11 protein-coding genes are annotated in these 12,263 nt (G+C 38.5%); 2 read left to right on the forward strand and 9 right to left on the reverse strand.

Annotation, left to right across the window (positions count from 1 at the left end; all coding sequences use genetic code 11):
- Positions 1-150 precede the first annotated feature (150 nt).
- The gene (locus BFJ97_RS17150; RefSeq protein WP_068985879.1) at positions 151-1,512 is read right to left on the reverse strand and encodes a PLP-dependent aminotransferase family protein; all 1,362 of its coding nucleotides are present in this window, start codon (positions 1,510-1,512) and stop codon (positions 151-153) included.
- Positions 1,513-1,607: 95 nt separating this feature from the next.
- On the opposite strand from BFJ97_RS17150, the gene BFJ97_RS17155 reads away from it, so the two are divergent.
- Positions 1,608-2,204: a GNAT family N-acetyltransferase gene (locus BFJ97_RS17155; RefSeq protein ID WP_068985880.1), complete on the forward strand. Its 597-nt coding sequence runs from the start codon at positions 1,608-1,610 to the stop codon at positions 2,202-2,204.
- Positions 2,205-2,686: 482 nt separating this feature from the next.
- On the opposite strand, the gene BFJ97_RS17160 is transcribed toward BFJ97_RS17155, so the two are convergent.
- The 3 genes from BFJ97_RS17160 to BFJ97_RS17170 all read right to left on the reverse strand — a co-directional run bounded on the left by BFJ97_RS17160 (position 2,687) and on the right by BFJ97_RS17170 (position 5,310).
- Positions 2,687-3,394, reverse strand: coding sequence for a hypothetical protein (locus BFJ97_RS17160; RefSeq protein WP_139114470.1), 708 nt, complete (start codon positions 3,392-3,394; stop codon positions 2,687-2,689).
- A gap of 72 nt (positions 3,395-3,466) precedes the next feature.
- Entirely contained in the window at positions 3,467-4,402 is a 936-nt protein-coding gene (locus BFJ97_RS17165; protein ID WP_068985881.1) for an ABC transporter permease, read from the reverse strand.
- Positions 4,399-5,310 carry an ABC transporter ATP-binding protein gene (locus tag BFJ97_RS17170; protein ID WP_068985882.1) on the reverse strand — a complete coding sequence of 304 codons (912 nt, stop codon included), beginning with the start codon at positions 5,308-5,310 and terminating at the stop codon, positions 4,399-4,401. The genes BFJ97_RS17165 and BFJ97_RS17170 overlap by 4 nt, the downstream gene beginning before the upstream one ends.
- A 201-nt stretch (positions 5,311-5,511) precedes the next feature.
- Between BFJ97_RS17170 and BFJ97_RS17175 the strand changes: the two genes are divergently transcribed.
- Positions 5,512-7,302, forward strand: coding sequence for a helix-turn-helix transcriptional regulator (locus tag BFJ97_RS17175; protein ID WP_068985883.1), 1,791 nt, complete (start codon positions 5,512-5,514; stop codon positions 7,300-7,302).
- A 229-nt stretch (positions 7,303-7,531) separates the two neighbouring features.
- On the opposite strand, the gene BFJ97_RS17180 is transcribed toward BFJ97_RS17175, so the two are convergent.
- The 5 genes from BFJ97_RS17180 to BFJ97_RS17200 form a co-directional block, all read right to left on the reverse strand.
- Positions 7,532-8,239 carry an ABC transporter permease gene (locus BFJ97_RS17180; RefSeq protein WP_068985884.1) on the reverse strand — a complete coding sequence of 236 codons (708 nt, stop codon included), beginning with the start codon at positions 8,237-8,239 and terminating at the stop codon, positions 7,532-7,534.
- Entirely contained in the window at positions 8,236-9,084 is an 849-nt protein-coding gene (locus tag BFJ97_RS17185; protein WP_068985885.1) for an ABC transporter ATP-binding protein, read from the reverse strand. Before BFJ97_RS17185 ends, BFJ97_RS17180 begins: the two co-directional genes overlap by 4 nt.
- 148 nt (positions 9,085-9,232) lie before the next feature.
- A complete protein-coding gene (locus BFJ97_RS17190; protein ID WP_068985886.1) occupies positions 9,233-10,189 on the reverse strand; it encodes a LytTR family transcriptional regulator DNA-binding domain-containing protein in 957 nt (318 codons plus the stop codon).
- Positions 10,189-10,779, reverse strand: coding sequence for a dienelactone hydrolase family protein (locus tag BFJ97_RS17195; protein WP_068985887.1), 591 nt, complete (start codon positions 10,777-10,779; stop codon positions 10,189-10,191). Before BFJ97_RS17195 ends, BFJ97_RS17190 begins: the two co-directional genes overlap by 1 nt.
- A 256-nt stretch (positions 10,780-11,035) precedes the next feature.
- Positions 11,036-11,854 carry a methyl-accepting chemotaxis protein gene (locus BFJ97_RS17200; protein WP_068985888.1) on the reverse strand — a complete coding sequence of 273 codons (819 nt, stop codon included), beginning with the start codon at positions 11,852-11,854 and terminating at the stop codon, positions 11,036-11,038.
- Positions 11,855-12,263: the final 409 nt, after the last annotated feature.

Raw genomic sequence — 12,263 nt, forward strand, 5'->3', positions numbered from 1 at the left:
TTAGCACTACGCTTTCGCGCAAAAAACATCTGCAGGCCTAGGCACAAAGCAGATTTCGGACGCAATTATGCCGAGGCATAATTGATATACGAAAGGAATTTAAAAAAGGTTTCGTTAGTTTTTGAAAAATTGCGACATTAATACGGGGGATTATTGCCAAACTGTTGCAAGTAACGCGATACCTTCTTTGATTTGCTCAAAGGTCAGCCCGCCATAGCCTATAATAATCATGGCGTGTTTCGAGACTTGCTGATAGGAGGTTGAACATGGATAGACTTTGATTCCTGCCTCCCGTGCAAGACTAATCGCAGTCTGTTCAGCAAGCCTTTTTGGTAGCTTCATAACAATGTGTAGCCCAGATTTTTCCCCAATTACTTCGAAATCCTCGGGAAAATTTGCGTTAATAGCTGCTAGTAATGTCTGTTGCTTTTTGCGATAAATAGTGCGCATTTTAGCTAAATGCTTATCGAAAAAACCTTGAGCAATAAAATCGGCTATCACAAGCTGGTCTATTTTTGAGACAACAGACTTTTGCTCCTGATTAAAAAGAACAAAATCTTCAACTAACGATTTAGGCAAAATCATGTAACTTATGCGTAGCGATGGGATAAGTGTTTTGGAAAGTGTTCCGGAATAAATAACACGCTGAAGCTGATCCATTTTTGCTAATGAGGGGATAGGGAGCCCCTTATAGCGAAATTCTGAATCATAATCATCTTCAAAAATATATGCTTTCTCAGAAATGGCCCATTGCAGAAGTGCTGCACGCCGTTCAACAGGCATGACCATGCCAAGCGGAAACTGATGTGCGGGTGTTGTGTATAACATGTGGATAGTTTTTTTCGGAATTGTAACCCCTGAGTGATCAACAGGAATAGCGTGAGTTGTTAATCCACATTGTTGCAATATTGCACGTACTCTTTTAAAGCCAGGCTCCTCTAAGCCAACATGTGTTTTGGGGCCAAAAAAGTGACATAGAGCTTGAAGCTGACTTTGTGTACCACTATAAACAAACACCTGTGATGCTTCACAAGCAACGCCTCTTGAACGTTCAACGTAGCGAGCGATTTCCGTCCGTAATAGAGCCTCTCCTTGCCAAGGGCTTGTCGTTAAGTTATTCACATTGAAGTGCTTTTTCAACAGCTTATGCCAGATGGAAATTGGAAAAGCCTCTTTATCCACATGTCCGTTGTTAAAATCAAATTTAATATCATATGTAATTGGTGTTATAGCAGTGGATGTATGCGGCTTCAGCTGCTGTCCCCATTCGAATTCAAAGGGCGCTATGAAATAACCTGAGCGTTCCTTGCTATAGATATAGCCTTCCGCTAGCAATTGCTCATATGCTTCCTTAATCGTATGAACACTAACATCGAGCGTTTTAGCAAGTGTTCGTTTGGAAGGTAATTGCTCATGGGCCGGTAGTTTATTGTTGATAACTGCTTGTTTTATTTCTTCGTAAATTTGCACGTATTTCGATGCCTCTCCAGTAAATGAAATTGATAACTCCAAAATATTGCACCTCCTGGTATGGTAAATTATTTGAAAATTGGTTATATCCATCATATCAAAATTACCGTTAAATAATGGAAAAGGAGTGAATAATAATGAATTTTATAGCACTAGAAAATGAAGTAGTATTACTTAAACCATTAGGTCAAGAGGACGCCCAAGGGATCCTAGAGGCTGGTAGTTATCCAGAGATTTGGCCTTATTTGTCCACAACGATAGAGAAGATGGATGATGTGCATAACTTTGTGGACAAGGCACTGTCTGCAAAAAACGCGAAAATAGAGTTTCCATTTGTTATTGTGGATAAAAATTCTGGGCAAATCATTGGTTCGACTAGGTTTATGGATATTGATGAGAATCATAAACGGCTTGAAATAGGTACGTCATGGATTACACCGGCTTTTTGGCGTACCACTATAAATACGAATTGTAAATATTTATTATTACAATACTGTTTTGAAGTGTTAAATCTACAACGTGTACAAATTAAAACAGACCATGAAAACGTGCGTGCTCAAAAAGCAATTGAACGTATAGGAGGAAAAAAGGAGGGTGTTTTACGTAATCATATGGTGCGCAAGGATGGCACAACTCGCCATACTGTGATGTATAGTATTACTTTACAAGAATGGCCTGAAGTGAAAAAACATTTACAGCAGTTGCTAGTTGATTCTACTAAAGAATTAGGATGAAAATGGTATTTATTTAATTTCTTTCAGCAAATGTTTTTTGTAGCAAGAGCAAAGCGGCAGCTACAGTAGTCTCCCATAGGCGGTGTCAAAAATAGATAAGAAGGGGAAGAGTACCTAAAATTTGAGAGAGTGAAAGGAGAGAACGACGGTTAATGCTTGGTTGATAGATGTGAACCGACTAATAACGGTAGAACAATATGTAGCACTAAATCATAAATGATGGATTACAAGTCATTTTGAAAAATTTTTATTCAAAGTTACAAAGCAACCTTACAATGTTTGATCAAAATAAATTTCACCCTAAATCCACTGTTGCATAGCTAGAAACAAAAGAAAAGTCTGCTTTTTGACAGCGCTTTTCTTTTGTTCTTTATCCCGATCCTTGAATAGTTTCTCTTTTATCTACTTGGAGAAGAATCCTTTTTTTCTTCTGAACTAAATCTATTTTTATCAGATGAAACGAGACAGGGGTCGTTCATTCACTATTCTTTATTCTTAAGGATCTTGCCCTTTACTTCACCAATCCTGACTTCTCCGTTACCTGACTGAGTAATAGAAGCATCTTTCGCCACGTGGTTGATATCTAGACTACCATCACCTACGTGTATCTGTGCTGAGCCACCTATCTGATCAATCGTAATATGTCCATTGATATTGTTAATAACTACATCCGAACCGATATCACGAGCGGTGATGTCACCATCTCGATTATCAATTTCAAGTGAGTCGGTTAGATTCGATACTTGAATATCACCATTGATATTTTCAATCTTGGCGCTGGACGCTAGCTCTGATACTTGGATATTGCCGTCACGATGGGATTTAATATCCAGCTTAAGCTGCTTTGGAACTTTGATTTCCAGATCGACTGCCCCCGATCCCATAGCGAGGAATTGCCCTCTAAAACGTGCATCTAAATAAGCAACATCTTTCTGTGCTTCTAGATTTAATTCCAATTTATCCATGCTGACCCCGTTGCTCTTGGCCACAGCAACGACTTCGATTTTATCTGAATCAGAGTTCCCTGAAACCTGAATTTCCCCATTCCGATGATCAATGACAAGCTTTGTCAGACCGACCACCGATAATTCTAGGTCCTTCTCTGATGATTCTTCTTTCGCTCCGCAAGCAGCAATCAACAGCAATAACACTACAAGCATAGCGCCCTTTATTCTCTTCATTTTGTTCATATTTATCCTCCTTTTTCTAGCAGAGATTGATCTAAAATTCCGCTTTTGTTGCTCAATTTCGAAGTTCGCCACTCAGACCACATCACGTTTTACAAATATAGGGTAGGATACTAAATACATGACTGCTAGATGGATACCAATAAATACGAGAGAAAAGCCCAACGTTACCCCATCAACAGAAGGATTTCCGTATATGTACGGAGTAAGGTCAGTGTGGGAGAAGACAAAGTATTTCGTCCAGCTCCAGCCGTCCATCGCAATCGCAATAATAAACCCAGTTAACGAGACGAGCAGGGAAATAACGATGGAGAAGGTTGTGCTCCGAAAGGCGGCAGAAATCATAAATGCCAACGTAATCACGATGAGCAAGAATGGAATATTAAGCACATATCCCACAAGTAGAGCTTGTAGCATCGGAACTTCCTCTACAGCTTGGTTCTTTACATAGAAATAACTGTCCGCTAATCCATCAAAGCCGAATATGAAGCCACCAAGGAAAATCGATGTTAATATTCCAGCCACTGATAACATAAGGCCGAACAAGATAGCGGCGACATACTTGGAGATGTAGATTTTGGTGCGACTAGCCGAACGGGTCAATAAAAGTTTAATCGTACCGGATACGAATTCAGCAGCAACAATCTCGCCAGCGATAATAATGGAGATAAGGGAAACCGCAAAAATGATATTCCTTACTAGGCTCACTGCAAAGGTCCATGCATTGGTGCTAGGTGGAATGTCTTTGTCTAAATAGTACTGGTTCAGCACTATGTGTTTCTCAGCCTGCTTGATTTCAATGTTCAGCGCGTCCGACTTGCTTGCTTCCTGGCGGAGTTGAACGTTCTTTTGTTCTAACTGTACTCTCCAATTATCGTTTACAGCGTCACTTCCGGCTGTTTTCAAATTCACGATTTGAAGTACTACGTATAACAAGACGATTGCAATCATAACCCACGTCCGCTTTCGTTTATAAATCTTCATGTTTTCATTGCGAATGAATGAAATCAATGGTCTTCCCCTCCTGTTATCTCGATAAATATGTCTTCCAGCGTCTTTTTGAGCGTGTGGACGCCATATACGTTAATTCCGGAAGCCATTAGCTTTTGGCTAATCTCCGGAATATCCGACTTGGCGATGCGGATTTGTATATGTCGTTGATCGGTCGTGATTTCATCGCCAGACATTAGCGTTTGGAGAATTTGTACAGCTAGATCCGGTCGATCGACTTCAAATCGAACTTGCAGTCGTTCATCTTCTTCCATATCTGATATTTTGTGAGTACTAATCAGTTTTCCTTTCTGCATAATAGCGACCCGATCACACATCATTTCCATCTCGGACATGAGGTGGCTGGAGATCATAATTCCCACACTTTCTTTTTGAGCTAGATGCTTCAAGTGACCTCTCAGTTCACGGATACCAGCCGGATCAAGTCCGTTGGTAGGTTCATCGAGTATAAGTAGGGAAGGTTTATGGACGAGAGCGACGGCAAGACCTAGGCGCTGACGCATGCCCAGGGAGTAGGTCGCAACCTTATCACTGATACTATGCTCCAAGCCAACGAGTGAAATGACTTCTCGGATTCTTGCTTCTGTCACGCCTGGCGTCATACGAGAGAAGTGAAGTAGATTGTCATAACCGGATAAATATTTGTACAAATCCGGATTCTCCACGATTACGCCTACATGCTTCATAGTTTGTTCAAAGTGGGTATGAGCATCTGTACCGTCAATTAGTACTTGGCCTCTTGTTTTGGACATGAGACCGACAATCATCCGAATCGTCGATGTTTTTCCTGCACCATTCGGACCGAGGAGCCCCAGGATTTCTCCCTTTTCTATATTTAGCGTTACCTGATCAACAATGATCTTGTTTCCTACTTTTTTCGTAAGATCACGAATTTGTAGCAGTGACAATGCCTACCACTCCCTTTTATTAGTAATTGGAATGAGATATACTTTTCTGTATTCTAGTGGAATCTCATCTATCTTCAAATTAGCAGAACGATTGTCATAAAGCCGAGTGACAAGAAGTCATAACCTTGATATGACAAGGGAAATTAGGGTTTTTCAGGCTGCTTTTTTTCTCAGTTCAATAAGATGAAAGGAGTTGTACATATGCGTTTTTTAATTAAAAATGAAAATCGGTGGTTATGGCAGGACTGGACTATGCTTGTTATTCGTTGTCTATGGGTCGTCGCCGTTATCATTTTTATGTATCAAGATCAGCCAACCTTTTCTTTTTGGATGGTGTTTGTTCCTCTTTTGCTGTGTAACCTTGTCCCATTTTTATTTGTGAAGGGTCATTATTATCAATACCTGATATCAGAGTGCTTGTTTGCGGGTGGAGTATCATTATTTCTTGCTTATGATTTTGGACTGATACGTCTGTTTCCACCGGCTCTCTTTATGATTGCGTTCTATACCCGAGGGCTATCCCATTGGTTCTCGCTTCCTATCGCCGTCACACTGTTTGTTCTAAGTACAGGGGATTCTTTCAGTTCATCGCTGTCACACCCTGTCATATGGCAAAGCATAATCGATGCGCTTATCTTCTACGGGGTAAGCTACGCGCTGCAAAAAGGAGCCCTAGCGATTAATGCTATCAAACAGAAGCTTTCGTTGATAAAAGAGCAATACACGATTTTGGAGCAGTATTCATCACAGATTGAAAGAATGACGCTGTTAGAGGAACGTTACCGTATGGCTCGTGAGCTACATGATACGATCGGTCATACCTTTACTTCCATGATTTTAGGAATGGAGACGTTAAAATCCCATATTCATTCGGAAGAGGGAGAAGCCAAGCTGCAGGGAATGCTCAAGCTGGCGAGAACGGGATTAGATGACATTCGCCGCCAGGTGCATCAAATGGATCCAATCGAGGAGGCGCTGCCGTTGGATCGAGCGCTGCTTCAGATTATGGATGAATTCAAGATGAATACCGGGATTCGAATCGTATTCCGTACAATGGGTGAGCCTTATCCTGTGATGAAGCAGGCCAAGCTTGCCTTGTATCGCTGTCTGCAGGAGGCTCTAACTAACGCCAGCCGTCATGGGCAAGCCAGTACGATTCAAGTTCTTTTGCAATATGATCATACGCAGATGATGCTACAGGTACAGGATAACGGCAAGGGTGACGACAACCTCGAGTATGGATTCGGACTGACAGGTATGAAGGAACGTCTAGCCCCATTGCAAGGCAAACTCTTTATCCATTCGCAGACGGATGCTGGCACGATGGTAACTTGCACGATTCCGAATTCATCTCATGAGGGTGGACAGAAAATCAAAATCTTGTTGGCCGATGATCAGCCATTAGTCAGTGAGAGTCTGAGATTGCTGTTAGGAGAAGAACAGGATTTTGAAGTGGTGGTTGTTGGAGATGGCAAGCAAGCTATCGAAGAATGTAAGAAGAACCGTCCTGACATTGTATTAATGGACATCAACATGCCCGAAATGGATGGTATCGAAGCTACAAAGTTTATTAAAGAGACGTGGCCAAACATTCGGGTCATTATGATTACAACAATAGAGGATGTTGCCTTGGCAGCGGAAGCGCTTCGTATTGGAGCAGAAGGCTACATGTTGAAATCGATACACCCTAAGGAATTGGCCGCAACCATCCGACTTATATATAGCGGGGGGACGATGATCTCACAGGATATAGCTCATCAATTGTTTCAACACAAGATAGGGGATAAGGTGCAGAATCGGTATGAACTAACCGAGCGGGAAATCGAAGTTCTCGGGTGCTTGACTGAAGGGCTTCGCAATAAGGAAATTGCACAAAAGCTACATCTGTCGGAAGGTACGATCCGAAATTATATCTCCTCTATTTACCTGAAATTGCAAGTGCATAGCCGTGAAGAAGCGGTGGAGAAGGTAAGGATTGAGTGTCTAATTTAACGAAGTGAGAGGGAATCTAAGTCAAACTATCGAATGGCACATTCTTTCTAATTCATTAGGTGTTAAAAGTACTCATAAAATCACTTCCATTTATATTTTAATTGTATGTAAAATAATTACATTTATATAAGTGTTCTGAAATGTAATTATAATCAAAAGTAAAGCTGAACTAATTAAAATAATTAGTTCAGCTTAAAAATATAACGTTAGCCCTTGTCTTTAATAGAAATTAATCGACCATTCTTTTTTTATAGATAAATCCTGCTACAATCCAAGTCACTAGTGACCATACGATGATAGTAGCTATTGGAATAATGACGTCCATTGTTGTGAATGTTCCCTCTAAAGCCTCTGCTAATAGTACCAATTGAGAACTTGGTAACCACTCTGCAACTTTTAAAATAGGGAAGGCTTCCGATAATCCTAGGATAATAGGAGCGAATGAGAAAATAAAGATAACAGGTAGAACGATAATAGATCCTTCCATAATCGATTTGGCGAATAATCCACATACTGTTCCCATTGCAATATAGAACACAGCTGAAAACACTAAAGCAATAGCTATGATGAAAAAATTAGCAGGTTCATAGCCAACAAGAAAAATAGTCAAGGCTACAACTACTATTGTAACGATAAAGACAAACAAGCTTTTACCAATTAAAATATCTCCAAGTGAAGCGGGAGAAAGCATGAGACTGCGAAGTGTATTTTTTTCTTTCTCCTCTGCAATTAAACAACATTGTACATAGGTAGTCACCATAGAAAACGCCATATTTATTGGAAGAAAATAGGTTATTATAGCATTTGCACCTGTTTGATTGTATAGAATAGCCATAAAAAGTGGCATTAATGCCATTGTTGATACCGCATAGTTACGTGAAAATTCCTTATAATCCTTCATAAAAATAGCTTGAATACGTGTCATTGAAATGTTCATAGTAAATCACTCCCTGTTATTTGCATAAAAATATTACCTAGTGTTGGTTCATTTGTATAAATGCGAGACACTTCGTTCGACTGCATCCAATGAAACAGTTTTTGTGCATCCTGTTCTCCAGTTTGAATGATTTCACAAGCACCATTTTTTAACTCAACAGTAATAGAATCATCACCGAATTCTTTTTTTAACTGTTTCGGTGCACCGATTGCCCGAATTTTTCCTTTATGTAAGAAGGCGACACGATCACAAAGTATTTCTGCTTCACTCATATCATGTGTTGTTAAAAATATTGTCGTACCCATTTCATTTAACCTACGCAAGCCATTATATATATGCTGTGTATTAACAGGGTCGAGTGCAGAAGTTGGTTCGTCTAAAAATAATAATTCTGGTTTATGCATGATGGCACGTGCAAGTGTAACACGTTGAAGCATCCCTTTAGAAAGCTGACTAATCTTCTTTTTACGCTCGCTATTTAAGTTAACAAAGTCCAGTGCTTCTTTTACTGCTGATTTTGGTAATTGGTATAAATTACTATATAGTGATAAATTCTCTTCAATTGAAAGTCGTGTATACAGACCACTATTATCTGTTAAAATACCAAAGCGTTTACGATTTTGACTTTGTTTCATTTCATCTGCTGGGCGACCAAACAATAAAACCTCGCCAGCAGTTTTTTCAGTTTGTGCTGTTAATATTTTAATAGTAGTAGTTTTTCCGGAGCCACTAGGGCCAAGAAAGCCGAATATTTCTCCTTTTTGAATAGTAAAGGAAACATCCTGTAATGCTGCTTCCTTATTAAATGTTTTTTTCAAATGCTGAACCTCGATCACTGCGTTCATTTGAAAACCTCCCTGTGTTGTTGTTGATATCTACACTATAAGGGACAATGGAGAGCTCAACATTAAAATACAGGTGAAAGGCAGTAAAATGACCTTTAGTGGAGAAATATTTCAGCTGACAGGAGTCGTTTATTTCCTGGGAAATCTACTAAATTCCGAGTATTTCCTTTAAATCTGCAAGCTTATTTTTCGACAAAGGTACTACAGCTCTTTCATTACTATTTAAGGCTAGACTGTAACTATTGCGAGTCCATGTAATGATTTCCCGTACCTTTTGCAAGTTAACGATATAAGAGCGATGACTTCTAAAAAAGCCGAACGGTGTCAATTTCTGCTCAAGCTCATTCAGTGATAATGTACATGGATAGGTTTCGCCTGCAACATACACAGAAACGACCCCTTCAACACTTTCGATATAATCAATTTCAGGGGGATTAAATAAAATGATTTTGTCATTTTTCTTCGTAGGGATTTTATCAAGCCGAATAGGTGCATTTTCAAGCGAAGGAGGAGCTGGCTCTGTCTCATCTTCTTTAACGTCTAATGCATGTAAGCCCATTGTATCTAGTCTATGTATGGCTGTACTCGAAACAATTAAATCCTCAAAATTATTAGACAGTAATATAACTGTTTTATCTTGTTTTTGAAGGGCACCCAATAACTGAATGACTTTTTGCTTGGAAAACTCATCTAGATTTTGAAATGGCTCTTCTAAAACTTGTATTTGTGCTGAACTGAGATATGTATGAATCAATTTTAAACGTTGTTTTTCTCCATTTGAAAGCTTGCTGATTTTAATGTTTTTTTGCTCCGTTAAAGCGATTAATGGCAATAAATCCTCCATCTTTTCAGAAGTAGCATTGAAAAGCCTTAAGCAAAATTGGATATATTCTCGAACCGTAAGTCGCTCATACAAAGCACTTTCACGAAGATGTGTATACGTATTGCCTTGTTTCATAAACCATTTCATCAATGTATTGATTTTAGTCACATCTGTATAAATGCCGATAATAATACCTGTCTGTAAGGAAAGGTGAAAGCTTGGATAAATAACATTGCCTCCTTCTATATAAGGTTCAATAATCATATTTTCATTTTGATCCATTATTTTGTTCTCCTTGATCTCTTTTGGTTTGTAAATTGTGAAATATCACCTTGTGCCTGTAAAAAACTTTCATGACAATAGTTCGGATTATAATAGTCCATAAAACCATGCTGACCATTATATTGTTTCGTGTGAACTGCTGGTAATGTATCGAGTGTTTTCTTTAATTCAAGGACATCAAAGCTTTTCTCATGACTTGGTAAAATGACAAGTGTTGGACAAGAGGGGATGACCTCAAGATATTGGCGGATGCGAGAACCATAAACGCAAACGATCCCTTGTAATGGGAGTGTAGATAGTCTCCAAGCTAAAGTTGCCCCTACACTAAATCCTATTAATAGCACTTCATCATAAGTTGTCCTAGCTTCCAATAGTTTGTTGCTTAGTTTTTTGAGAGGAGCATCAAAGCCAACTTCATTTATGAAATAACCATAGGCTTCCTGTTCTTGTTCATATGTAAATACTGTATTTTCTGAATATAAGGAAATGTACTCAACAGTAGTGTTAGCGGTACTGTATGTTGCAGCTTGCTTTTTTATAAAATCGTTTACACCGTATATTTCATGTAAAATAAATATTTTCCTTTTCATATAGGCCTCATTTTCTTTTTCCAATAGTGTACCAAAAAGTAACCATATCGTATATTTTAGAAATTTGCGGCACTAATTTTATTATATTTATATAATTATTTTGGAGTTAAAAATCCAATTGTAAAAAGTGTGTAAAACTAAAAATGGAAAAATTTTTAAACTCCTTTTAGCTGGGAGATGACTTAGGAAGACGCTTAAATACCACAAAAATAAAAGCTGTTCAGTCTAAAAATTATGCTGAACAGCTTTTTTAAGTTTATTTTTTAGACATAAAACCCTTCATTTCCAGACTAAGCGAATTAAGCTCTTCAATGATTTCACTAAAGTCCTGAACAAGTTGTGCCTGTTCGTTTGTGGCACCATTTATTTGAGTCATGTTTTGCTTTAAATTTTCAAGATTATGATTGATGCTTCGAAGCGAGGATTCAATGTTATCAGTAGCAGTAGTTGTTTCAGTAGAAAGCTTGCGAACTTCTTGTGCGACTATATTAAATCCGGCACCATGCTGACCTGCTCGTGCGGCCTCAATCGATGCATTTAATCCGAGTAAATTGGTTTGACGCGAAATATTTTTTATTAAATCGGTAATACCATTTGTTTTTTCAGCATCCTCTAAAGCAAATTGTGTCTGCTTATTAATCTCCTCACTAGTTGCAGCTAGCTCCTCCGAATGAGAGGCAATTGTATGTACTTTATCCTGTAGGTTTTGGATAATTTCATTCATAGTAAGAATATATTTCTCCATTTGGAGAGAATGATCAATAGGTATTCCAAAGGCTAGCGCACCTACGATTTGCCCATTTTCACGAACGGGAAAAGAAAATGCGTTAAAAACCACACCATAATATTCTTCTGGTACAGGCTCATCCGTACTTTTTCCTTTAAGTGGGAGATGTAAAATTGCATCATCTGGATGAAGTTTTTGCCCGACTTTATAACCAGAATCTATCCGTTTCCCAGGTAAATAAGCAATAATACGCTCACTTTCTTTATCTACCAATCCAATCATGGACTCGCCCTTCATAGCTAAATGAATGTAAGGCAATGACATTGTTAATGCTTCAAGAATTTTCATAGTAACCTCCTCGGTATATGTACGCCCTATTAAATTGGGGCATAATATAGTTCTTTTAAAAACGTAATTTTTTGGTAAGTAATACTTCTTTAATTGTATGAAAAAAGGAAGAGAATAAAAAGACTATATTAATACCATTATCCTTTTAAATTGTACAATATTAATGGTCCTATATGTTTAATTTTTAAACAGGGATTGGATTTGCATAGTAACGAATACTGCAGACGTGGTAATCATGGAGTATGTGCAATAGAACTTTGCAGAAAATAATACGGTATTAGATAGTGTTAATAAATAAGGTATACGGATTTAAAAAGAGGCAGGTTTAACAACGAAAGGCTGAAGTGTCATTTTGAAATGTATGTAATGTAAATTGATTGGAGTGAAGGCTGGACGACTCTTTGGGGAT

The organism is Lysinibacillus xylanilyticus, assembly GCF_001708185.1.
Lineage (GTDB): Bacteria > Bacillota > Bacilli > Bacillales_A > Planococcaceae > Lysinibacillus > Lysinibacillus xylanilyticus_A.

Coding starts and splice junctions, on each gene's coding strand:
- BFJ97_RS17180 (WP_068985884.1), bottom strand. CDS start 8,239: ATGAACATTTCAATGACACGTATTCAAGCTATTTTTATGAAGGATTAT.
- BFJ97_RS17190 (WP_068985886.1), bottom strand. CDS start 10,189: ATGGATCAAAATGAAAATATGATTATTGAACCTTATATAGAAGGAGGC.
- BFJ97_RS17155 (WP_068985880.1), top strand. CDS start 1,608: ATGAATTTTATAGCACTAGAAAATGAAGTAGTATTACTTAAACCATTA.
- BFJ97_RS17160 (WP_139114470.1), bottom strand. CDS start 3,394: ATGAACAAAATGAAGAGAATAAAGGGCGCTATGCTTGTAGTGTTATTG.
- BFJ97_RS17195 (WP_068985887.1), bottom strand. CDS start 10,779: ATGAAAAGGAAAATATTTATTTTACATGAAATATACGGTGTAAACGAT.
- BFJ97_RS17200 (WP_068985888.1), bottom strand. CDS start 11,854: ATGAAAATTCTTGAAGCATTAACAATGTCATTGCCTTACATTCATTTA.
- BFJ97_RS17175 (WP_068985883.1), top strand. CDS start 5,512: ATGCGTTTTTTAATTAAAAATGAAAATCGGTGGTTATGGCAGGACTGG.
- BFJ97_RS17185 (WP_068985885.1), bottom strand. CDS start 9,084: ATGAACGCAGTGATCGAGGTTCAGCATTTGAAAAAAACATTTAATAAG.